This window comes from Actinacidiphila yanglinensis (assembly GCF_900107965.1).
Lineage (GTDB): Bacteria > Actinomycetota > Actinomycetes > Streptomycetales > Streptomycetaceae > Actinacidiphila > Actinacidiphila yanglinensis.
Map to the genome: position 1 here is coordinate 201,740 of NZ_FNVU01000010.1, position 21,420 is coordinate 223,159.

The 21,420-nt window shown below is 73.4% G+C and carries 18 protein-coding genes; 8 read left to right on the plus strand and 10 right to left on the minus strand.

Features of this window, described 5'->3' with window-relative positions; all coding sequences use genetic code 11:
* Positions 1 to 27: 27 nt before the first annotated feature.
* A complete protein-coding gene (locus C4U44_RS23465; RefSeq protein ID WP_103887942.1) occupies positions 28 to 876 on the minus strand; it encodes an aldo/keto reductase in 849 nt (282 codons plus the stop codon).
* 140 nt (positions 877 to 1,016) lie between these two features.
* On the opposite strand from C4U44_RS23465, the gene C4U44_RS23470 reads away from it, so the two are divergent.
* Both C4U44_RS23470 and C4U44_RS23475 read left to right on the plus strand, forming a co-directional pair.
* A complete protein-coding gene (locus C4U44_RS23470; protein WP_160145088.1) occupies positions 1,017 to 1,994 on the plus strand; it encodes a phosphotransferase family protein in 978 nt (325 codons plus the stop codon).
* A 145-nt stretch (positions 1,995 to 2,139) separates the two neighbouring features.
* Entirely contained in the window at positions 2,140 to 4,572 is a 2,433-nt protein-coding gene (locus C4U44_RS23475; RefSeq protein ID WP_103887944.1) for an ATP-binding cassette domain-containing protein, read from the plus strand.
* Here C4U44_RS23475 and C4U44_RS23480 read toward each other — a convergent pair.
* Entirely contained in the window at positions 4,557 to 5,882 is a 1,326-nt protein-coding gene (locus C4U44_RS23480; protein ID WP_103887945.1) for an amidase, read from the minus strand. The two genes, C4U44_RS23475 and C4U44_RS23480, sit on opposite strands and share 16 nt — an antisense overlap.
* 109 nt (positions 5,883 to 5,991) lie before the next feature.
* Complete coding sequence (locus tag C4U44_RS23485) at positions 5,992 to 6,408, minus strand: ATP-binding protein (protein WP_200823364.1); 417 nt, start codon at positions 6,406 to 6,408, stop codon at positions 5,992 to 5,994.
* A gap of 366 nt (positions 6,409 to 6,774) precedes the next feature.
* Here C4U44_RS23485 and C4U44_RS23490 point away from each other — a divergent pair, with 366 nt between their 5' ends.
* Positions 6,775 to 7,158 (plus strand): VOC family protein, encoded by a 384-nt coding sequence (locus C4U44_RS23490; protein ID WP_103887946.1) that lies wholly within the window; start codon positions 6,775 to 6,777, stop codon positions 7,156 to 7,158.
* Here the strand turns inward: C4U44_RS23490 and C4U44_RS23495 are convergent.
* Both C4U44_RS23495 and C4U44_RS23500 read right to left on the minus strand, forming a co-directional pair.
* Positions 7,146 to 7,775, minus strand: coding sequence for a GNAT family N-acetyltransferase (locus C4U44_RS23495; protein ID WP_103887947.1), 630 nt, complete (start codon positions 7,773 to 7,775; stop codon positions 7,146 to 7,148). The two genes, C4U44_RS23490 and C4U44_RS23495, sit on opposite strands and share 13 nt — an antisense overlap.
* A gap of 65 nt (positions 7,776 to 7,840) precedes the next feature.
* Positions 7,841 to 8,887, minus strand: a complete 1,047-nt coding sequence (locus C4U44_RS23500) for a quinone oxidoreductase family protein (RefSeq protein ID WP_103887948.1) — start codon at positions 8,885 to 8,887, stop codon at positions 7,841 to 7,843.
* An 82-nt stretch (positions 8,888 to 8,969) separates the two neighbouring features.
* Between C4U44_RS23500 and C4U44_RS23505 the strand changes: the two genes are divergently transcribed.
* Positions 8,970 to 9,458, plus strand: a complete 489-nt coding sequence (locus C4U44_RS23505; RefSeq protein ID WP_103887949.1) for a MarR family winged helix-turn-helix transcriptional regulator — start codon at positions 8,970 to 8,972, stop codon at positions 9,456 to 9,458.
* A 30-nt stretch (positions 9,459 to 9,488) separates the two neighbouring features.
* Here C4U44_RS23505 and C4U44_RS23510 read toward each other — a convergent pair whose 3' ends face one another.
* On the minus strand, positions 9,489 to 10,139 hold the full coding sequence (locus C4U44_RS23510; protein WP_103887950.1) for a TetR/AcrR family transcriptional regulator: 651 nt from the start codon (positions 10,137 to 10,139) through the stop codon (positions 9,489 to 9,491).
* A gap of 156 nt (positions 10,140 to 10,295) precedes the next feature.
* Here C4U44_RS23510 and C4U44_RS23515 point away from each other — a divergent pair, with 156 nt between their 5' ends.
* Positions 10,296 to 11,270: a zinc-binding dehydrogenase gene (locus C4U44_RS23515; protein WP_103887951.1), complete on the plus strand. Its 975-nt coding sequence runs from the start codon at positions 10,296 to 10,298 to the stop codon at positions 11,268 to 11,270.
* A gap of 190 nt (positions 11,271 to 11,460) precedes the next feature.
* Here C4U44_RS23515 and C4U44_RS23520 read toward each other — a convergent pair whose 3' ends face one another.
* Positions 11,461 to 12,687, minus strand: coding sequence for a lipase family protein (locus C4U44_RS23520; RefSeq protein WP_200823365.1), 1,227 nt, complete (start codon positions 12,685 to 12,687; stop codon positions 11,461 to 11,463).
* A 303-nt stretch (positions 12,688 to 12,990) separates the two neighbouring features.
* Between C4U44_RS23520 and C4U44_RS23525 the strand changes: the two genes are divergently transcribed.
* Entirely contained in the window at positions 12,991 to 14,304 is a 1,314-nt protein-coding gene (locus tag C4U44_RS23525) for a PucR family transcriptional regulator (protein ID WP_103887952.1), read from the plus strand.
* On the opposite strand, the gene C4U44_RS23530 is transcribed toward C4U44_RS23525, so the two are convergent.
* The 3 genes from C4U44_RS23530 to C4U44_RS23540 all read right to left on the minus strand — a co-directional run bounded on the left by C4U44_RS23530 (position 14,267) and on the right by C4U44_RS23540 (position 17,552).
* Positions 14,267 to 15,115 carry a carbohydrate ABC transporter permease gene (locus C4U44_RS23530; RefSeq protein WP_235032306.1) on the minus strand — a complete coding sequence of 283 codons (849 nt, stop codon included), beginning with the start codon at positions 15,113 to 15,115 and terminating at the stop codon, positions 14,267 to 14,269. The genes C4U44_RS23525 and C4U44_RS23530 overlap by 38 nt on opposite strands.
* 68 nt (positions 15,116 to 15,183) lie before the next feature.
* Positions 15,184 to 16,203, minus strand: a complete 1,020-nt coding sequence (locus C4U44_RS23535) for a carbohydrate ABC transporter permease (RefSeq protein ID WP_103887954.1) — start codon at positions 16,201 to 16,203, stop codon at positions 15,184 to 15,186.
* Positions 16,203 to 17,552 (minus strand): ABC transporter substrate-binding protein, encoded by a 1,350-nt coding sequence (locus C4U44_RS23540; RefSeq protein ID WP_103887955.1) that lies wholly within the window; start codon positions 17,550 to 17,552, stop codon positions 16,203 to 16,205. Before C4U44_RS23540 ends, C4U44_RS23535 begins: the two co-directional genes overlap by 1 nt.
* Positions 17,553 to 17,933: 381 nt before the next feature.
* Here C4U44_RS23540 and C4U44_RS23545 point away from each other — a divergent pair, with 381 nt between their 5' ends.
* Complete coding sequence (locus tag C4U44_RS23545; RefSeq protein ID WP_103887956.1) at positions 17,934 to 19,949, plus strand: ATP-binding protein; 2,016 nt, start codon at positions 17,934 to 17,936, stop codon at positions 19,947 to 19,949.
* A 256-nt stretch (positions 19,950 to 20,205) separates the two neighbouring features.
* Positions 20,206 to 21,207 (plus strand): beta-ketoacyl-ACP synthase III, encoded by a 1,002-nt coding sequence (locus C4U44_RS23550; RefSeq protein ID WP_103887957.1) that lies wholly within the window; start codon positions 20,206 to 20,208, stop codon positions 21,205 to 21,207.
* Positions 21,208 to 21,420: the final 213 nt, after the last annotated feature.

Below are 21,420 nucleotides of genomic sequence, written 5' to 3' on the forward strand. Positions count from 1 at the left end.
CGGCCGGCTTCGCCCGCAGCGGCCCGCTCAGAACTCCTCGTGCTCCTCGGGGTCCCCGCCCAGCCGCTGCCGCGCGCCGCCCGCGATCGCCGCCAACTCCTCGCCGGACAGCTCGAATCCGAAGACGTCCAGGTTGTCGCGCTGCCGCTGCGGGTCGCCGGACTTCGGGATCGGCACCGCGCCGAGCTGCGTGTGCCAGCGCAGCACCGCCTGCGCGGGCGTGCACCCGTGGCGCTGCGCGGCCGAGGTCACCGCCGGATCGGACAGCAGGTCGCTGCCGCGGCCCAGCGGGCTCCAACTCTCCACCGCCACGCCCTTGCCCGCGAGGTAGCCGCGCAGCTCCTCCTGCGGGAAGAGCGGGTGCATCTCGATCTGGTCGACGGACGGCAGCACGCCCGTCTCGCGCTCCAGGCGGTCGATGTGACCCCCGGTGAAGTTGGACACGCCGATCGAGCGGACGGCGCCCTCCTCGCGGAGCTTGATCATCGCCCGCCACGAGTCCACGTACGCGTCCACCCGCGGCAGCGGCCAGTGGATCAGGTACAGGTCGACGTACTCCAGGCCGAGCCGCTTGCGGGACTCCTCGAACGACGCCAGCGTCTCCTCGTAGCCGTGGTGACGGCCGGGCAGCTTCGTGGTGACCACGATCTGCTCGCGGGGCACCCCGCTGTTCCGCACGCCGCGGCCGGTGCCGGTCTCGTTGCCGTAGTTGACCGCGGTGTCGACCAGCCGGTAGCCGAGCCGGATCGCCTCGGCGACCGCCCGTTCCGCCTCGGCGTCGTCCATCGGATACGTGCCCAGGCCGAGCACCGGCAGAGAAGTGCCATCGGCAAGTTCACGTACGGGGGCCGTGGCGGCGGGTGGGACTGAGGACATGGGGACGACTCCGTTCGCTGGGATCGATGGACGCTCTCCCCGTTGCTCCCGCCTACCCTGCCACCTGGGAGGACACCTCCTGCCGGTGGGTGGGGGAAATCGCGTTTCGCGTCGCGGCGCGCACGGGGCAGCATGGCCCGATGACCTCCTCGCATCCGCCCGCGGCAGCACTGGACTGGGCCGCGGAGGCGGTCGGTTCCCCCGGCCCCGCGCATGTGGTGCGCAGGCTCGCCGGCGGGACCCACGCCGCCACGCACCTGCTCGGCACGGGCCTGCCGCTCTCCGGGCCGTCGCAGGTGGTGATGCGGTGCTTCCCGCCGGGCGACGGCGCCGCGGCCGCGGAGGCGCGGGTGCTGGACGCGCTGCGGGGGTTGGACGGGTGGGCGCCCAGGCTGGTCGCGGTCGACCCCGACGGGCTCCGGTGCGGCGGGCCCGCGGTCCTGATCACGCTGCTGCCCGGGCGGGCCGACATCCAACCCGCGCGGCCGGACCGCGCGGCCGCCGCTCTGGGGCGCGCGCTCGCCCTGGTCCACGGTGTCCCGGGCGAACGGCTGGCCGGGCTGCGCGACGGCATGGCGGCGGCGTCCCGGGCGGCAGGCGGTGCCGGCGGGGGACCGGCCGGACCGGTCGTGTCCGCCCACCGCCACCGGCTGGCCCGGCAGCCCACCGTCCTGACGCACTACGACTTCTGGTCCGGCAACGTGCTGTGGCGCGAGGGGGAGCCGACCGGCATCGTCGACTGGTCCGGGGCGTCCCGGGCGCCGCGCGGCTTCGACGTGGGCTGGTGCCGGCTCGACCTGGTCCTGCTGCACGGGCCGGCCACCGCCGAGGCGTTCCTGGACGCCTACCAGGAGGCGGCGGGCGAGGAGGTGCCGGACATGGCGCTGTGGGACCTGTTCGCCCTCGCCAACTCCCACCGCTCCGTCGAGACCTGGCTGCCCAACTACCACGATCTCGGCCGCACCGACCTGACCGCGGAGGACCTGCGGGAGCGCCACACCGGCTGGACCGCGCGGTGCCTGGCGCGGCACCGGCGGCAGGAGCCGCCCCGCACCGCGCCGGAACGGTCAGGAAGACGGTCAGGAACGGAGAAGCCGCAGCCGCCCGCCGCCCCGTAGCGTGGCATCCGCGTGCGGAGGCCGTGACCTCCGCGCCGCCGGTGGCCTCGGGACGTACGGTGCGGAACCCGACGGGATCGGGCCAGGCGAACCGACCGGGAAACCGGGACCGTGCACGCGGCCCCGGTGAGCAGATGGAGCAGCGATGACAACCGCCAGGAGCACCGGGGACACGCCCGGCCCCCAGTCACCCGACCCGCAGTCACCGGACGCGCCCGTCGCCGACGCGCACGACCTGATCCGGGTGCACGGCGCGCGCGTGAACAACCTCAAGGACGTCAGCGTCGAGCTCCCGAAGCGGCGGTTGACGGTCTTCACCGGTGTGTCCGGTTCGGGCAAGAGCTCCCTGGTGTTCGGCACCGTCGCCGCGGAGTCGCAGCGCCTGATCAACGAGACCTACAGCGCCTTCGTGCAGGGCTTCATGCCGGCGCTGTCCCGGCCCGAGGTCGACGTGCTCGAAGGGCTGACGACCGCGATCGTCGTCGACCAGCAGCGGATGGGCGCCGACCCGCGCTCCACCGTCGGCACCGCCACCGACGCCAACGCGATGCTGCGCATCCTCTTCAGCCGGCTCGGCACGCCGCACATCGGCCCGCCCGGTGCCTACGCCTTCAACGTGCCCTCGGTCCGCGCGAGCGGGGCCATCACCGTCGAGCGCGGCGCCAAGAAGACCCAGAAGGCGACCTTCACCCGCACCGGCGGCATGTGCACCGGGTGCGAGGGGCGGGGCACCGTCTCCGACATCGACCTCACCCAGCTCTACGACGACTCCAAGACGCTGGCCGGGGGAGCGTTCACCATCCCCGGCTGGACGTCCGACAGCTTCTGGACGGTGCGGGTCTACGCCGAGTCCGGGCTGCTCGACCCGAACAAGCCGATCCGGGACTTCACCGAGCAGGAGAGGCACGACTTCCTGTACGGGGAGCCGACGAAGGTGAAGGTCGAAGGGGTCAACCTCACCTACGAGGGGCTGATCCCGAAGATCCGGAAGTCGATGCTGTCCAAGGACCGGGAGTCGCTCCAGCCGCACATCCGGGCGTTCGTGGACCGGGCGGTCACCTTCACCGCCTGCCCCGCCTGCGACGGCACCCGGCTCAGCGAGGAGGCGCGGTCGTCGCGGATCGACGGCATCAGCATCGCCGACGCGTGCGCGATGCAGATCAGCGACCTCGCCGCCTGGGTGCGCGGTCTCGACGAGCCGTCCGTGGCGCCGCTGCTCACCGCGCTGGGCCGGACCCTCGACTCGTTCGCCGAGATCGGCCTCGGCTACCTCTCGCTCGCCCGGGGCTCGGGCACGCTGTCGGGCGGTGAGGCGCAGCGCGTGAAGATGATCCGCCAGCTCGGCTCCTCGCTCACCGACGTGACCTACGTCTTCGACGAGCCCACCGTCGGCCTGCACCCCCACGACATCCAGCGGATGAACGGCCTGCTGCTGCGGCTGCGCGACAAGGGCAACACGCTGCTCGTGGTGGAGCACAAGCCCGAGACGATCGCGATCGCCGACCACGTCGTGGACCTCGGCCCCGGCGCGGGCGCGCAAGGGGGCACGGTCTGCTTCGAGGGCACCGTCGAGGGGCTGCGGGCCGCCGGCACTGTCACCGGCCGCCACTTCGACGACCGGGCCGCCCTGAAGGAGTCCGTGCGCAAGCCCACCGGCGTGCTGGAGGTCCGGGGTGCGACGGCGAACAACCTGCGGGATGTCGACGTGGACGTCCCCCTGGGGGTGCTCGTCGTCGTGACCGGTGTCGCCGGATCCGGCAAGAGCTCGCTCGTGCACGGGTCGCTGGCCGTGAGTCCGGCCGCCGCCGAGGTGGGCGTGGTGTCGATCGACCAGAGCCCGATCCGCGGCTCGCGGCGCAGCAACCCGGCGACGTACACGGGGCTGCTGGACCCGATCCGCAAGGCGTTCGCGAAGGCCAACGGGGTGAAGCCCGCCCTGTTCAGCGCCAACTCCGAGGGCGCCTGCCCCCATTGCAACGGTGTCGGCGTCGTCTGGACCGACCTGGCGATGATGGCGGGCGTCGCGAGCGTGTGCGAGGTGTGCGAGGGCAGGCGGTTCGACGCGTCGGTGCTCGAGTACCGCCTCGGCGGCCGGGACATCAGCGAGGTGCTCGCCATGCCGGTGGCCGAGGCCGAGGAGTTCTTCGGCGCGCGCGAGGCGCGCACCCCCGCCGCGCACACCGTGCTGACCCGGCTCTCGGACGTCGGACTCGGCTACCTCGGCATCGGCCAGCCGCTCACCACGCTGTCCGGTGGCGAGCGGCAGCGGCTGAAGCTGGCCACCCGCATGGGTGACAAGGGCGGCGTCCTCGTGCTCGACGAGCCCACCACCGGCCTCCACCTCGCCGACGTCGAGCAGTTGCTCGGCCTGCTCGACCGGCTGGTCGACTCCGGCAGGTCCGTCATCGTCGTCGAGCACCACCAGGCGGTCATGGCACACGCCGACTGGATCATCGACCTCGGACCCGGCGCGGGCCACGACGGCGGCCGGATCGTCTACGAGGGCGCGCCCGCCGACCTGGTGGCCGCCCGCTCCACCCTCACCGGCGAGCACCTCGCCGGCTACGTCGGCGGCTGACCCGGCGCCCCGGCCGTCCCGCGGTCCGGCGCCAGGAGCAGCGCGGCCAGGGCGACCGCCCAGCCGAGCAGGAGCTCGTCGGCGCCGGCGCGGGCGACCCACTGGCAGCCGAGCGGGAGCCCGGCGTGGGTCCGGTCGGCGGGGAGGGCGAGGGACGGCCAGCCCGCGTAGCTCCACGGCCGGCACATCGCCGGGTCACCCGTCGTGGTCAGGCCGCGCGGCGCGGGGCCGGTGGCGGCCGGGCAGATCCAGACGTCCACCCCGGCCCGTTCGGTCGCGGCCCAGAGCTCCGCGCGGAAGACGTCCCGCCGCCGCAGCGCGTCGTCGTACCGCGCGCGGGGGACGGCCAGTCCCTGCCGGATGATGGCCACGGACTCCTCCCGGTAGAGGGCGCCGTGGCGGGGGAACCACTCGGCGTGGGTGCGGGCCGCCTCGTAGCGGTTCAGCGCGAACATGTCGTCGGTGTCGCGGGCGAGTTCCGCGAACATCGGCACCCTGCGCACCGGCAGCCCCGCGTCCGTGAGGGCTGCCACCTGGCGTGCGAACGCCTCGCGCGCCTGCGGGCCGGCCTCGGCCAGGTAGGGGCCGTCGGGCACCCCGAAGACCGGGGTGCGCCGCCCGCCGCCCGGCGCAGGGTCCCAGCCGTCGCACAGGACGGCCGCCGCCACCGCCGCCGCGGCGGGCGTCGCGGCGAAGACGCCGAGGGTGTCGAGGGAGGGCGCGTTGGGGATGACACCGTCGATCGGGATGCGCCCGGCGGTCGGCTTGAACCCCACGACACCGCAGTACGCCGCGGGGCGGATCACCGACCCGACGGTCTGGGTGCCGATCGCCAGCGGCACCATCCCCGCCGCGACCGCCGCCGCCGACCCGCTGCTGGAGCCGCCCGGGCTGTGGTCGAGGGCGTGCGGGTTGCGGGTCGGCCCCGGGGCGCTGATCGCGAACTCCGCGGTCACCGTCTTCCCCGCGATCACGGCCCCGGCCGCGCGGAGCCGGTCCACCACGGACGCCTGCGGCCCCTCGAACACCTCAGCGGGCAGCCGCGATCCGCCGCGGGTGGGCAGCCCGTCCACCCGCACGATGTCCTTGACCGCGACCGGGACGCCGAACAGTGCCGGTCGCGCTCCGCCCGCCGGCCAGCGTGCATGCACGGCCGCGACCTCCGCGCGCACGCGCTCCCGCCGGGCGGCAGGTGACTCCGCGTCGGTGACGAACGCCCGGACGGCGGTGTCCGCCGCGTCGATCCGGTCGCACAACACGTCGGCCGTCACGGACGGCGCACCGCCCGGTTCGTACGTCGTCGAGTCCACGACGGTCAGCCTGCCAGAGCAGGTGCCCCGAACGGGAGGTGGGGCCTCGGGAGTTGGGGCGGGTGGTGTCCGGCGGGGCCGCGCCGCACGGTGGAGTCGGAGCGGCCGGTCAGGGGCGGGAACCGCGCAGTTCCGCCCACACCCGCTTGCCCCGGCGCAGCGGGGTGGCCCCCCACGTCTCGGCGAGGGCCGCGACCAGTGCCAGGCCGCGCCCGTCCTCGTCCTGCGGGCCGGGGCGCAGCACCTCCGGCAGCACGGGGGAGTGGTCGGTCACCGCCACCCGCACGACCTGCCCGCTCGGCCGGGTGATCGACACCCGCAGGCGCGCCCCGGAGGTGTGCCGGACCGCGTTCGCCACCAGCTCCGAGACCACGGCGGCGGTGTCCTCCGCGAGGTCGTCCAGCCCCCACACGCTCAGCACGATGACGACCAGGCTCCGCGCGGACCGCGCGCTCTGCGGTGCGCACGGGAGCGTCGCCTCGTAGCCGGGGCGGCCGCGGGGGTTGGCGACGGTGGTGACGGTCATCAGGATCTCGAAGGGCCGGGGGCGGATGGTGCGGGTGTGCGTGCCGTCCGCACGGTCGCCCGGTGGCGGGCGGCGGACGGGCCGACGCCCCCCTCCTGCCCCGGGTCGGGCCGGATAGCACAGCGATACGGCGGAATGCGCAGAAATTACCACCATTCGGCCGTACCGGGGAGGACCGGACACGCCCGGCGCCGGAATACCGGGCGCGGCGGACCGCCGCCCGCCGGACCGCCGCGCCTGCCGGGTCGTCCCGCCCACCGGGTCGCCCCGCCCACGGGATCGCTACGCTCGCCGGGTGCGCCGGTGCCCCCTCGGGCGGCCCGGCCCGCCCCCGCTCCCGTCCCCGGAAGGACCCGTGCAGCCGCCATGCGGATCGACCGGCTCGACCACCTCGTCCTGACCGTGCGGGACATCGACGCGTCCATCGGCTTCTACGCCGGGGCGCTGGGGATGACGGAGGTGACGTTCCGGGGCGGGCGGAAGGCGCTCGCCTTCGGCACCAGCAAGATCAACCTGCACCAGGCGGGGCGGGAGTTCGAGCCGAAGGCGGCGTGGCCCACGCCCGGCAGCGCCGACCTGTGCCTGGTGGTGGAGCAGCCGCTGTCCGAGGTGGTCGCCGAACTCGCCGCGCACGGGGTCGAGGTGGAGGAGGGGCCGGTCGAACGCACCGGCGCGACGGGGGCGATCACGAGCGTGTACGTCCGGGACCCGGACGGCAACCTCGTGGAGCTGAGCACCTACCCGCTCTGAGCGGGGCGTGCGGTGGCCCAGGTCCCCCCGGGGTGGGGCGCGCGGGCCATCCGGAGGTTCGGGAGCCGCCCGCGCCACATCTCCCGCTCCCCGGTGGGCCGGAAGCCGTGCCGGGCGTAGAAGCGGATCGCCGCCTCGTTGGCGGCCGTCACCCACAGGCGGGCCGGGTCGGGCCCGGTCCAGGCGAGGAAGTCGGCCATCAGAAGGCCGCCGACGCCGCGGTCGCGCACCTCGCGCAGCAGGTACATGGGTCCGAGGGTCACGACGAAGGCGCCGGGCCCGGCAGCCGCCTCGGAGTGCGGCGCCCCCGTTGCCGTGGCGCGCGTCCCGTCGCCGTCCGGTTCACGCAGCCCGCAGAGGAACCCCGCCGCCTCACCGCCCTCCCGCGCGCGTACCGCCCGGCAGAACATCCGCGCCGGCCGGTCCCGGGCCTCCTCGACCACCGCGCGCCAGCGCGCGACGCCGGCCGGCGAGGTGACCGGGCCGATGTGCTCGGTGATCCAGGCCGCGTCGATGCCCGCGTCGAGGCGGGGATACGTCTCCAGCCAGGTCCGCAGATGCACGCCGGCGAGGGCGGCGGCCTCGTCGGGGTGCGGGGTGTCGATCAGCGGCGGCATGGCGACAGTGTGCGGCACGGCGCGTGGGCAGGTCCCCCCGCCCACCCTCCCGGACACCTTGGCGCTCACTCCATGGTCAGCAGGACGCGTCCCCGGTTCGTGCGGGACGCGAGCAGCGCGGTGGCCCGGGCGATGCCGGTCAGTGGCAGGGCGGTGTACCGGGGGCGCAGCAGGCCCGCCGCCCAGAGCCGCCACAGCTCCGCGCGCCGCTCGTCGAGCAGGTCGGGCCGCTCGCGGCCGATCAGGCCGATCGAGAAGCCGGTCACCGACTTGAGCCCGCCGAGCAGGCTGCCCGCGTCCACGCTGCCGCCGCCGGCGCTGAACGCGACGAGCCGCCCGTACGGGGCCAGCGCGTCCACGCCGCGCTGCACCAACTCCCCGCCCACGCCGTCCAGGACGAGGTCCACCGGCGCGCCCCAGTCCGCGTCGGCGTAACCGGTCACCGCGTCGGCGCCGCAGTCGCGGACGAAGGCCGCCTTCTCCGTGAAGCCGCCCTGGCCCTCGACCGCGAGCGACGATCCGGCGGCCGGCCCGGCCTCCCCGGTGGCCCCGGCCTCCCCGGCGCCCTCGGTCCCGCCCCCGTGCCGGGCGCCCGCCGGATGACCCGCGCCGATCGCGGCGACCACCCGCTCCGCTCCCAGCGCCTTGGCGAGTTGCACCGCGAGATGCCCGGTCCCGCTCGCCGCGGCCGTCACCAGCACGGACTCGCCCGGGGCGAACCGCCCGGCCCGCAGGGCCGACAGCGCGATCAGCCCGCCGCGCACCAGCGCCAGGGCCTCGCCGGCCGACGGCTCCGGCGGGACGTGCGAGACGAGCGCGGGCGAGGCGAGGACGTACTCGGCGTACAGCCCGCCGAAGACCACCCCGCCCACCCGGTCGCCCACCGCGTAACTCTCGACCCCCGGGCCCACCGCCGTGACGTGCCCGACCATCTCGCCGCCGGGCCCCGCCTCGGGCAGCGGGTCGGAGGCGAGCATCCGCAGCAGGCCGACCGAGACCCCCACCGCCTCGGTCCGTACGACCAGCCGACCTGGTTCCGGAGCCGGTTCGGGCACCTCCTCGCAGACGAACCGTTCCGCCGTGCCCTGTGGCCGGACCCTGATCCTGCGCATCGACCCCTCCGAACTCATTGGTTGCCCCAATGATAGGAGTGAAGTCGTGGGGAGGTCCAATGAATTGCTCTAGGATGGCCGGATGGACGCGACCCCCGCACCGCTCACCCGGCTGCAGACCCTGCCGAGTTGGCTGCTCGGCCGCGCCGCGGCTCGGGGCCACCGCCTCGTCGCCGAGCATCTGGCGCGCGAGGGCATCCGGATGCCGCACCACGCGGTGTTGTGCGGCATCGCCGAGCACGAGCCGCTGGCGCAGGCGGAGTTGTCCCGCATCGTCCGGATCGACCCCAAGGACATGGTCGCGGTCCTGAACGACCTCCAGGCGCGCGAGTTGATCACCCGTGCCCGCGACCCCCGCGACGCGCGCAAGAACGCCCTCACCCTCACCCCGCCGGGCCGCGATCTGTTGGGTCGACTGGAGGGGCTCGGCGACGAGGCCAACCACGCGCTGCTCGCCCCCCTCACCCCGGAGGAGGGCCGTCAACTCACCGCGCTGCTGCACCGGTTGATCGAGCCGGGCGACGCGGAGGGGGAGCCCGCCGAGGGGACCGACGCGGGAGGTCGGCGGTAGTCGAGCGGATGAGGGCCTCCTCGTCCGCCCTCATCCGGCCGCCGGCTCCGCCCAGCCGTTCGCCACCGAGATGACCGCGCCGGCGAGTTCGGCCGACTGGCGCGCGATCTCCCGCGGCGGCGACGGCATGCCCTGGTCCAGCCACCACGTGATCGACTGCGTGAAGAGCGCGCCCAGCACGGTGGCCGCCAGGCCGTCCGCGCTGCCCCCCGACGGCAGATGCGCCCGGGTCATCTCCGCGAGCGACGCCTGCATCCTCGCTGCGAACCACGTGCTGCCGCGCCGGCCGAGCAGCGCACCGTAGAAGCGGTGGTAGCGGGCGACGTGCTCGAAGAAGGAGACCCAGCGCTCGGCGTCGGAACGGGTCCGGCCGCCGCCGCTTCCCCCGCTGCTTCCGCTTCCTCCGTCGGTGCCGCTGCTTCCGCCTGTCCCACCGCCCGCTCCGTCTCCGTCCGCCATCGAGCCGTGCAGATCGGCCATCGCGTCGTCGAAGATCTGCTCCACCAGGTGGAACTTGTCCCGGTAGTTCCGGTAGAAGGCGGCCCGGCTGACCATCGCCCGCTCGGTGATCTCGCCGACGGTCAGGCGGTCGAAGCCGCGCTCGTCGATCAGCTCGATCAGCGCGTCCCGCAGCAGTTTGCGGGTGCGCCGGACCCGAACGTTGTCGGCGGGCTGAGACACTTCGCGCTCCTTGTCTGCAACGGGACAGGGCGGACGATCTGCTGCTTGCCGCCGCAGCGGGCGGACACAAGGCTGGTTCCACACACGCTGCCCTGCACGAGACATGCTGTCTCGATCGGCACCTGCCGTCAACGCAGCAGCCCCGAGGAGCCATTCGTGAAAGCCATCCGAGTCCACGCGTTCGGCCCGCCGGACGTCCTGCGCGTCGAGGACGCCGCGACCCCCGACCCGGCCGAGGGCCAGGTGCTGGTCGCGGTCGAGGCGGCAGGCGTGTCGTACGGCGACGTCATCGTCCGGTCGGGCCGCTACCCGTTCCCGCGTCCCTACGTGCCGGGTCTGGAGGTCGGTGGGCGGGTCGTCGCGGTCGGCTCGGGCGCCGACCCGGCGCTGGTCGGCTCCCGGGTGGTCGCCGCCACGGTCGGGATGCGCGGCGGCTACGCCGAACTCGCCCTCGCCGACGCCGCGGGCGTCCATGCCGTGCCGGACGGGCTGCCGATCGACCGGGCCGTCGCCGTCTTCCAGGCCGGCGCCCTCGCGATCGGCATGCTCGACGCGATCGGGCTGCGACCCGGCGACAGCGTGCTCGTCACGGCGGCCGCCGGGCGGATCGGCTCGCTGCTGGTGCAGCGGGCCAGGACGCTCGGCGCGGGCGTGGTGATCGGCGTCGTAGGAGGCGAGCGGAAGGCGGCCGCCGCCCGTGACTTCGGGGCCGACGTGGTCGTCGACTACACCGGCGCCGACTGGCCCGAGCGGGTCCGTGAGGCGCTCGGCGGCAGGGGCGCGGACATCGTCCTGGACGCGGTCGGCGGTGAGGTCGCGCAGCAGGCCCTCGCCGCGACCGCGGACGGTGGCGGCCGGTTCGGCCTGTACGGGTTCACCTCGGGGCGCTGGGCCGAACTCGACGACCTGACGATCGGGCGGCGCGGGCTGTCCGTCGTCGGCGTGCTCGGCATCGTCTTCGCCAGGCCCGCCCGGGAACAGCGCGCCGACGCCGCGCTCGCCCTCGCCGAGGCCGCCGCGGGCCGCCTGGTGCCGGCCGTCCACGCCGGGTACCCGCTCGAACGCGCCGCCGAGGCGCACGCGGCCGTCGAAGGCCGCGCCACCGTCGGGGCGGTGCTGATCACCCCGTGAGGCGCACCCCGTGAGGACGGCCCGTGAGGACGGCCCGTGAGGACGGCCCGTGAGGACGGCCCGTTCCCCGGCGACGCCGTGCCGGGGAACGGGCCGTGCGGCACCGGCCGGTGGGGGCGAACGGCCGGTGCCGCGACCAGGGCCTGTCGTGTGGATCCCCGCGGTGTTCCACACGACGGGCCCCGGGGGATCAGCAGTTGTCGGGCGCCGGCTTGTGCGCGAAGCGGTCGGCGAGGAACAGCTCGACCGACACGGCGCGGGCGGCGACCTCCTCGACGTGCTCGCCGAGCAGGTCGCGCACCTTCTCGACGGTGCCGCCGGCAGCGCACCAGCCGCTGACGGCGTCGTTGTCCTGGCCGACGGGCACGATCTCGTCGGTGTCGGCGTGGTAGTCGTAGACGGCGGTGGCGGGCGCGGCCGCACCGAGGGTGTTGGCGCGCAGGACGGCCGCCACCGAGGGGACGGCGAGCGGGTCGGCGGCGGTCGTGTCCTCGTTCAGCCGGCGGAAGGCGTAGGACGGCAGGATGGTGAGCTCGCAACTGCCCTTGATGGACGCGAAGTCCTGCCGGCCGCGGGAGTTGAGCAGCCCGTCGATGCCGGCCTCGGGGAACTCGGTGGCGATGCCGTACGCGGCGGCGAACTCGAAGCCCGCGAAGGCCGTGCCGTCGATGTAACTCCCCACCGCGGCCGGGTCGGAGGGCAGCCCGCCGATCGCGGCGCCCGCAAGCTTCACCTCGGGGGCGTAGGACGTCTGGAGCTGCGCGGCCCAGCCGGTCGCCTCGGCGCCGCCCGAATAGCCGTCCAGCGCCCAGGGGTTGTCCCGGCCGATGCCCGCGGTGCCGAACGCCTTCACCGCGCGGATGCCGTCGAGGACGGCGTGCCCGGCCTGCGGACCGGCCAGGAACACCGACCTGGGCCCCTCGAAGTCCGGCACCGCCACCGCCCAGTTCGCCAGCAGGAGCTGGGCGCCCAGCGCCGCGTCCTGCACGTCCTTGCCGGTGGCGATCTGGTACGACGGAGCGCAGCTGGTGCCGACGCTGTCCTCGGGGGTCTGCAGCGAGACCACCGGCCGCGGCCCGGACCCGGTCCAGGCGGCCTTGGGCACGACGAGCGTCGTGACGGCCAACTCCGGCTGCCCGTGCGAGTCGTTGGTGCGGTAGGAGATCTGCCAGGCGTTCACCGGCACGTCGATGCCGAACAGGTTGACGCCGGGCACCGGGCGGCTGTCGACGACCGCGCCGGGCGCGTAGGAGGCGATGTTCCCCGGGGCCGCGTAGAACGGGTCCTGGTCGGGCACCGTCGAGCCGGGCGCGGTGGTGGCGGCCGGCGCCGCGGCCGACGCGCTCGCCGCGGCGGGCAGGAACATGCAGGTACAGGCCAGTGCCGCGGTCACGGCCAGGGCGCAGGGCTTGCGCACGGCTCTCCTCGGGTTGTCGGGTGCGGGGGAGGGGCGGTCGGGCGACCGCGTGCCGCACGTGCCGCACGTGCCGCACGGGGCGAACGTGCCGCACGGGATCACGTCATCATGGGCCGGGCCGGTCCGCGGTGAGCCTGGGACGGTGGCGCAGACTTTCACCCGCCGCGTTGTGACGGCGCACAAAGCCCGGGGCGGCACTTCACATCCGGGTTACCCGTAGGTAATAGTGGAAGGTCCCGTATCCGGGCGCGTACGGCCCCGCGACCCGTCCCTGCCCGCGCCCGCAACCCGCGAGGTGCCCCTGTGACGACGCAGCCCGCGGCGGCACCCCGCCCCGCCGCCCCTCTCACCATCGGCGGCACCCCGCTGGACAAGCGCCTGGTCACCGCGGTCCACGAGCTGGCCGCCCGGGTCGTCACCCGGCTCACCGAGCGGATACCGGTGTACGCCTCGCTGCCGGCCGAGCAGCTGCGCGGTGACATCACCGCGATCGCGGTGCGCGGCATCCGCGGCTTCGCGCAGGTGCTGCGCACCGGGGAGCCGCCCACCGCCGCGCAGTTGGAGCTGATGAACCGTTCGGCGGCGCGCCGGGCGCAGGAGCACATCCCGCTGGACGCGGTCGTCGGGGCGTACTTCCTGGGCGCGCACGAGTGCCTGGACCAGGTGCTCGCCGACGCGGCGCCCGGCGACCTGGCGGACGTGCTGGCCGCCCAGAAGTTGCTGCTGCGCTACCTCAACGCGGTCACCGAGTCGGTGTTCGCGGGGTACATCGCCGAGAGCCAGGCCGCGCTCGGTGAGCGGCAGAGCGCCCGTCAGGCGCTGCTGTCGGCGCTGCTGGACGGCGGTCCGGTCCAGCAGGCCGCCGAGCGGGCCGGGATGCGGCTGCCGGAGCGCTACTGGGTGGTGAGCGTCGCGGCCGCCCCGCACCCGGACGAGCACGCGCCCGGCGTCGACCCGGGCATCGCCGCGGGCCGCAAGCTGCGCCGGATGCGCGCCGAACTGGACCGGCAGGCGCACGGCGAGGCGCTGTCGGCCCTGTCGCCGGACGGCGGCATTGCACTGGTCCCGGCCGTCCCCGCCACCGCGACCGGGACCGCCCGTCCGCCGGCTCCGGCCGACGCCGGGTTCGCGCGGCTGGCCGGCCTGGTACGGGACATGGCGCGGGCCTGCGGGGCGGAGCTGACCGCGGCCGCGGTCGCCGCGGCGCCGCAGGAGGCCGCGGGCGCGGCGAGCCTGGCCACCAGGGTCCGGCAGGTCGCCGAGGGCTGCGGGCGCGGCCCGGGCCTGTACCGGCTGGACGACGTGCTGCTGGAGTACCAGCTCACGCTGCCCAGCCCGGCCCGCGACCGGCTCGCCGCGCTGCTGCGCCCGCTGGAGGGCCGGACCGACCTGCTGGAGACGCTGCGGACGTTCCTGGCCTGCGGCCTGGACCGGCGGCGCACCGCCGAGCGGCTGCACATCCACCCGAACACGGTGGACTACCGGCTGCGCCGGACCAGCGCCCTGACCGGCCTGAACGCGGCGCACGGCCCGGACCTGCCCAGGCTCCAGGCCGCGCTGGCCGCGTACGGCGCGTGGTTCAGCCCTTGCTCGACCCCAGCGACAGACCCGCGATGAACTGGCGCTGCAGGCACAGATAGACCACCAGTGTCGGGACCGCGGCGATCATCGCCGCCGCGGCGATGAGGTTCTGGTTGCTCACGAACTGCCCCTGCAGGTTGGCCAGTGCCGAGGTCACCGGACGTTTGTCGCCCGACGACATCAGGGTGATGGCCCAGAAGAAGTCGTTGTAGATCCAGGTGGTCAGCAGGGTCGCGAGTGCCGCCAGCGCCGGCCGGCACAGCGGCACGGTCAGCCGCCAGAACCGGGTCCACAGGCTGGCGCCGTCCACCAGGGCGGCCTCGTACATCTCACCGGGGATCGACTTCATGTAGTTGCTCAGCACGAACACGCAGAAGCCGAGCTGGAAGGAGACGTTGATGACGATCAGACCGAAGATCGAGTTGTACATCAGGCCGCTGTCGGACAGGAAGTGCGGCAGCGTGATCTTCAGGTAGATCCGGTACAGCGGGGTGATGATGACCTGCTGCGGCAGCAGGTTGCCCGCGGTGAAGATGATCAGCAGCGCCACGTTGATCTTCACGTTGACGCGCACCAGGACGAAGGCGACGCCGGCGGCCAGCGCCAGCACGATCACCACCGCCGGCACCGTGATCAGCACCGAGTTCCAGAAGAAGTGGAGCATGTCCGACTGCGTCCACGCGTCCTTGAAGTTCTGGAGCGTCAGGTGGTGGGGCAGCGACACGTAGCCGTACTTGCTGGTGTCGGAGTAGGGGCGCAGCGCCACGTACAGCGCGAAGAGGATCGGCAGGATCCACAGCACCGAGGCGATGATCAGGAACGCCTGGGAGGCGATCTGCCCGCGCAGCTTGGGCTTCGCACCGGGGCCGCCGACGCGCGGCGACTCGGTCCGCGGCCGCGAAAGGGTCTCGGAGCTCACGGGGTGTCCTCCCGGCGGAACGTTTGGTAGAGGAAGATCGAGATCGGCACCAGGGAGATCACCAGCAGCACCACGCCGAGCGCGGAGCCGAAGCCGACCCGCTGGGTCTCGCCGACGATGTTGGAGGTCACCAGCACCGACAGCAGTTCCAGGCCGTTGATGCCCTTGTTGGTGATGTAGACCAGGTCGAAGGCGCGCAGGCTCTCGATGACGGTGACCACCATGATGACGATGTTGATCGGCTTCATCACCGGGAAGATCACCCGCCAGAAGGTCTGCCACGGGTTCGCGCCGTCCATCAGCGCGGCCTCACGCAGGGTCGGGTCGACGGCCTTGAGTCCGGCCAGGTACAGGATCATCACGTACCCGGCCTGCCGCCATGTCGCCTCGACCAGCACCGCCCACAGGTTCAGATGGGGATTGCCGAGCCAGTCGATCGCGTTGCTGTTGCCGTTTCTGCCGATCACGGTGTTGATCAGGCCGTAGTTCTGGGAGTAGATGAACTCCCAGATGATGCCGATCAGCGCCAGCGACAGCATCACCGGCAGGAAGAGCAGGCTCTGGTAGATCCGGGTGCCGCGCAGGCCCCGGTCGAGCAGGACCGCGAAGAGCATGCCCAGCGGGGTGGCGATCACCACGAAGACCGCCAGCCAGATCACGTTGTGACGGACCGCGGGCCAGAACTCGGGGTAGATCGTGGCGGCCTGGTGGTAGTTCTGCACGCCGTACCAGCAGCCGTTGTTGAGGATCGACGGCATGTTCGGCTGGCAGGTCTTCTCGTGCAGACTGCCGACGCCGTTCCACTTGGTGAACGACAGCAGGACGGTGCCGATCGCCGGGAACCACACGAAGGCCAGGTCGAGCAGCAGCGGTATACCGAGCAGCAGCGCGACCACGATGCGGTCGCGGGTGGTCATCGTGCGCAACCGCCGACGGCGGCGCCGGACCGGGGACGTGGAGTCCTCGGGCTTGTCCGACACCGCCGCCGGGGTACGCCCCTGGGACGTAGCGCTCATCAGGAGTAGATCGCCTTCGCCTGCTTCTCCGCGCTCTGCTGGAGCTTGGTGATGTTGGAGGTGCTCGGGTCGTCGATGAACTTCTGGCAGATCGCGATCATCGCGTTGGCCATCGCCGGGTCCGAGTCGCGGTCCATGAACTGCGCGACCGCCTTGCACTTGGCGATCTCTTCCACCGACTTCTTCTGGATCGCGTTGTACGTCGGCACCTGCAGGCCGGTGACCAGGCCGACGTCCCACTGGTCGGTCTTGAGGTACGTCGACTCGGCGGCGCCGGTGCCGATGTACTCCAGGATCGCCTTGCCGGCGTCGGAGTTCTTCGCCTTCTTGCTCAGCATGAACCCGTCGGTGGGCGCGTCCATGTAGTCCTGGCCCCACTGCGGGTTGACCGCGGGGAAGGTGAAGAAGTCCAGGTCGGCCAGGTCCGCCTTGTCCGTCACGTACTGCGCGGCGACCTGGTTGGTGCCCTGGAACATCATCCCGGCCTGCTTGGACTCCAGCGCCTTGGCGGCGTCCTGCCACAGCCGGCCGTTGGCACCGGTCTGCATGTAGGGGAGGATCTCGGCCCAGTGCTGGAAGACGGTGTGCACGCCCTGGTCGGTCCACGGGATCTTGTGGGTCATCAACTTGGTGTGGTAGTCGTACCCGTTGATCCGCATGTTGAGGATGTCGAAGGTGCCCAGGGCGGGCCAGCCGTCCTTGTCCGCGAACGCGATCGGGATCAGGCCGTCCTTCTTCATCTGCTTGGCCAGCGCGACGTACTGGTCCCAGGTGGTGGGGACGGTGTAGTGGCGCTTGGCGAACTCGCTCTTGTTGTAGAACACCACCCACGGGTAGTTGTAGATCGGCACCAGGTACTGGTGGCCGTCCAGGCCCGTCGACAGCTTCTTCGCGGCGGCGCTGAAGCTGCCGCCTATCTTCTCCCACACGTCGTCGATCGGCTCGACCAGGCCCTGCGCGGCGAAGTACTGCATGCGGTAACCGGCGAACCAGGTGAACAGGTCGTCCGGGGTGCCCTGCAGGTAACTCGTGATGTTGTTCTGGAAGGTGTTGTGGTCGACCGTGTTGATTTTGACCTTCACCTTGCTGGACGCCGTCGCGGCGGTCGTCAGCGCGGCGAAGGCGGCCTTGGGCGCCGGGTCGGAGTAGTTCGACCCGAATGTCACACTGCTGCCCGCGACGGACTTTGACCCGCCCGAGCTCTTCTTCTTGTCGCTGGAACCACCGCACGCCGCGAGCAGGCCGCTGCCCGCGGCGACGAGGCCGGCGGCCCCGACGCCTCTGAGCAGGTTCCTGCGGGTCGCGGACAGCGGGCTGCCCGTGGTACCCGACGACTCGACCTCCGACATGGTGCCTCCATGTGTGTGTGGGCGTAACTGGTGGACGGCTGGCGAGAACCCGGGTGCGGAACCTCTCGGCGGCTCGTTCCGCCGATCCCTTTCCAACAGAAGTCACCAAGATGAAACGCCATCGCAATCGCAGGGTAGTTCTACGCCACATGCACAAGACCGTCAACGCCCTGCTGTCGATGCGTTGCCGGACCGTGATGCGCACACCGTGTTGAATCGTGTTCGCTTCCGTCAACTCGGTGGAGGAGCACCGGGAACGGGCCATGCCCGCGGGGGCGGCGGAGGGCACGGCATCCGCGCGCGGATGTGCCTTCCCGGCCTGTTCGACCTGAACCCGCCCATCGGCCCCCTTCCGTGCCGGTTCGGTGCCAGGCTGGCGTCATGAAGGGCTTCATTCCGCAGGAGACAACGAGTTTCGTCGGCCGGGGGCCGGAGCTGGCGCGGCTGGAGGGACTGCTGGCCGCGCGCCGGCTGCTCACCCTCACCGGCGCGGGCGGCGTCGGCAAGACCCGGCTGGCACAGCACGCGGCGGTCCGACTCGCCGAGCGGGCCCCGGAGCTCTTCCCCGACGGCGTGTGGTGGGCCGACCTGGCCGCCCTCGACGGTGACGACCTCCTGCTCGCCACCGTCAGCGACGCCGTCGACCTGTCCGACCACTCGCCGCGCATGCCGGTCGAGGCACTGTGCGCGTGGCTGGCCGGCAAGCGGCTGCTGCTGGTGCTCGACTCCTGCGAGCACCTGGTCGCCCCCGTCGCCCGGCTCGCCGGCGAACTGCTCGCCGCCGTGCCGGGGCTGAGCCTGCTCGCCACCAGCCGCCGCCCGCTGGAGTGCGACGCCGAGCAGGTCGTCGAGGTCGCCCCGCTGCCGGCCGGCGCCGAGTCGCTGGACCTGTTCACCCAGCGCGTCGCCGACCAGGACCCGCGCGCGCCGGCCGCCGACGGTGCCGCCGCGGCCGCCGAGGCAATCTGCCGCCGCCTGGAGGGCATCCCGCTGGCCATCGAGCTGGCGGCCGCCCAGGTCGGGCCGGACACCTCCGTCGCCGACGTCGCGGACCGCCTCGGCTCCCGCCTGAAGGTCCTCGCCCGCGACACCGGCTTCGTGTGGCCGCGCCGCCACCTGACCCTGCGCGCCACCATCGGCTGGAGCCACGAGCTGTGCGCGCCGCTGGAGCGCCTGCTGTGGGCGCGGTTGACGGTCTTCCGCGGCTCCTTCGACCTCGCCTCCGCCCGCGCGATCACCGCCGGCGGCCCGCTGGCCGCCGACGACGTCGCGGCCTGCGTCGAGCGGCTGGTCACCCAGAGCGTGGTGCGCCGCGAGGGCGCCCGCTACCGCATGCTCGACACCATCCGCGAGTACGGCCGCGAGTGGCTGCGCGAGCTCGGCGAGGAGGAGCGCCTGGTCGCCCGCCACACCGACCACTTCCTCGCGCTGGCCCGCTGGGCGGAGCGCAGTTGGCCCGGAAGCGACCAGATCCACGGCTACCGCCTCGTCGAGGAGGCCAACACCGACCTGCGCACCGCACTGGACCACCTGGCCGGCAGCGACCCCGAGCGGGGCGCCGAACTCGCCGGGCTGCTGGTGTTCTTCTGGACCTGCTGCGGCCGGCTCAAGGAGGCACGCGCCGCCCTGGAACGCGCCCTGGCCGGCCCGGTGCCGCCCGGCCCGGCCCGCACCCGTGCGCTGGCCGCCCTCGGGGTCACCCTGACCCTGCAGGGCGAGTACACCGAGGCGTTACGCGTCAGCGACGAGGCGGTGCACGCGGCCGACGCCGACGGGGACAAGGAGGGTCGGTTCGGCGCCGCCTACCTCGCGGGCCTGCTGGCCCTGCTCACCGGCCGGGCCGAGGACGCCCGCCGCACCGTCGTCGGCGCGCTCACCTCGGCGCCGGGTTTCGCCTTCGACTCCCCGGCGCGGCTGCGCTGCCACCTGGTGGAGGTCTTCGCCCGCACCGGCCTGGGCGACCTGGAGCGGGCCCGCCGCGACGCCCTCGAACTGGGCGTCCACTGCGAGGAGATCGGCGAGGTGTGGACCCGCTCCTACCTGGACTACCAGCTCTCCCTGATCGCCCTGTTCCAGGGCAGCCCGCGCGAGGCCGCCGCGCGCGCCCGCACCATGCTCGACGCCAAGCGGCAACTCGGCGACGCCTTCGGGATCGCGCTGGGCCTGGACCTGCTGGCCGCCGCCCTGGCCGCCGACGGCGAGGCCGAGCACGCCGTACGCGTCTACGGACACGGTGAGACGTACTGGCGCAGCGTGGGCCACCCGCAGCGTGGCACGCCCGAACTGCTCGGCGTCCGCGAGGAGTACGAGCGCGCCACCCGCGCCGCGCTCGGCGACGACGGCTACGACCGCGCCTACGCCTCGGGTGCCTCCTCGGCGGCCGTGCCTGTGAGGTAGCTCACCTTCCCGCCCGGTGCGGGGGCCGTGCGCGCCAGCCCGGCGCCCGGCACGGACCGTACGGTGCCCGGGTGCGGCCTGACCACGGCCGCCGGCCGCGTCCGAACGGGACATCCGGGCCATCTGCCGTGCGCCGGCGCCGGGGTGGCTGTGCGCCGCTCCTCCCGGCGCGCGGGAGAATCGAGGAGGCACCCGTTGGGGGTGCCGCGGCCGGGGGTGTGGACCTCCCGGCCGGTCGATGGCCTGAAAGGCTCCCATGAAAGCTGAGATCGCTGTGCCCATGGGGGCACCGCACAGCCGCATTCTCGGAGTGGGCGCGTACCGCCCCCGGCGGGTCGTGGACAACGCCGAGGCGTGCCGCCATATCGACTCCTCCGACGAGTGGATCCGCTCGCGGACAGGCATCGTGACCCGCCGCTGGGCCGACCCTGACGAGACGCTGGGCGTGATGGCCGAGGCGGCGGCGCTCAAGGCGATCGCGGCGGCCGGGATCACTCCGCACGACGTGACGTGCGTGATCGCCGCCACCTTCACCCACCTGATGCAGACTCCGGCGATCGCCACCGAGATCGCCCACCGGGTGGGCGCCGACCGCGCGGCCGGCTTCGACATCTCCGCGGGCTGCGCCGGGTTCGTGCACGGCGTGGTGCTCGCCTCCGACGCGGTGCGGGCCCGCGGCGGCTACGTCCTGGTGGTCGGGGTCGAACGCATGTCGGACATCATAGATCTGAAGGACCGTTCGACCGCGTTCATCTTCGGCGACGGCGCGGGCGCGATCGTGGTGGGCCCGTCGCAGACCCCCGGCATCGGGCCCGCGGTGTGGGGCGCGGACGGCTCGCAGGCCGACGCGATCCGGCAGAGCGTGCCCTGGAACACCCTCCGGGACCACCCCGACCACCCCTTCCCCGCCCTGCGCCAGGACGGCCAGCGGGTGTTCCGCTGGGCGGTCTACGAGATGGCGAAGGTCGCCGTGCAGGCGATCGAGGCCGCCGGGATCAGGCCGGAGGACCTCGACGCGTTCATCCCGCACCAGGCGAACGAGCGGATCATCGACAGCATGACCCGGTCCATGGGGCTGCCGTCCCGGGTGACCGTCGCGAAGGACATCGTGACCAGCGGCAACACCTCGGGGGCGTCGATCCCGATGGCGATGGACGCGGTGCTGGCCTCCGGCGAGGCCGCCTCCGGCGACACCGCCCTGCTGCTCGGCTACGGCGCCGGTCTGTCCTACGCGGCCGTGGTCGCGACCCTGCCGTAGCAGCGTCAAGAGGGCCGTACCGGCCAGCCGCCGGCGCCGCGCGGCAGCACGAGGAGGCGGTGATCCGCAGACCACCGCCTCCTCGTCTGGCAATCCGCCGGAGCGAAATGCGCAGCCTACGGCCGTGTCAGGGCGGCCGCGAGCCGCAGGGGCATCCTCTCAGAGCACCCCGGCCCTCCGAAAGGATTCGGCCACTTCTGTCACATCCGTCGC

What these genes read in the sequence shown, in the direction of transcription:
- C4U44_RS23550 (WP_103887957.1), top strand. Translation starts at nt 20,206, where the DNA reads ATGAAAGCTGAGATCGCTGTGCCCATGGGGGCACCGCACAGCCGCATT.
- C4U44_RS23500 (WP_103887948.1), bottom strand. Translation starts at nt 8,887, where the DNA reads ATGCGCAGGATCAGGGTCCGGCCACAGGGCACGGCGGAACGGTTCGTC.
- C4U44_RS23490 (WP_103887946.1), top strand. Translation starts at nt 6,775, where the DNA reads ATGCGGATCGACCGGCTCGACCACCTCGTCCTGACCGTGCGGGACATC.
- C4U44_RS23475 (WP_103887944.1), top strand. Translation starts at nt 2,140, where the DNA reads ATGACAACCGCCAGGAGCACCGGGGACACGCCCGGCCCCCAGTCACCC.
- C4U44_RS23545 (WP_103887956.1), top strand. Translation starts at nt 17,934, where the DNA reads ATGAAGGGCTTCATTCCGCAGGAGACAACGAGTTTCGTCGGCCGGGGG.
- C4U44_RS23485 (WP_200823364.1), bottom strand. Translation starts at nt 6,408, where the DNA reads ATGACCGTCACCACCGTCGCCAACCCCCGCGGCCGCCCCGGCTACGAG.
- C4U44_RS23505 (WP_103887949.1), top strand. Translation starts at nt 8,970, where the DNA reads ATGGACGCGACCCCCGCACCGCTCACCCGGCTGCAGACCCTGCCGAGT.
- C4U44_RS23540 (WP_103887955.1), bottom strand. Translation starts at nt 17,552, where the DNA reads ATGTCGGAGGTCGAGTCGTCGGGTACCACGGGCAGCCCGCTGTCCGCG.
- C4U44_RS23465 (WP_103887942.1), bottom strand. Translation starts at nt 876, where the DNA reads ATGTCCTCAGTCCCACCCGCCGCCACGGCCCCCGTACGTGAACTTGCC.
- C4U44_RS23495 (WP_103887947.1), bottom strand. Translation starts at nt 7,775, where the DNA reads ATGCCGCCGCTGATCGACACCCCGCACCCCGACGAGGCCGCCGCCCTC.
- C4U44_RS23470 (WP_160145088.1), top strand. Translation starts at nt 1,017, where the DNA reads ATGACCTCCTCGCATCCGCCCGCGGCAGCACTGGACTGGGCCGCGGAG.
- C4U44_RS23535 (WP_103887954.1), bottom strand. Translation starts at nt 16,203, where the DNA reads ATGAGCGCTACGTCCCAGGGGCGTACCCCGGCGGCGGTGTCGGACAAG.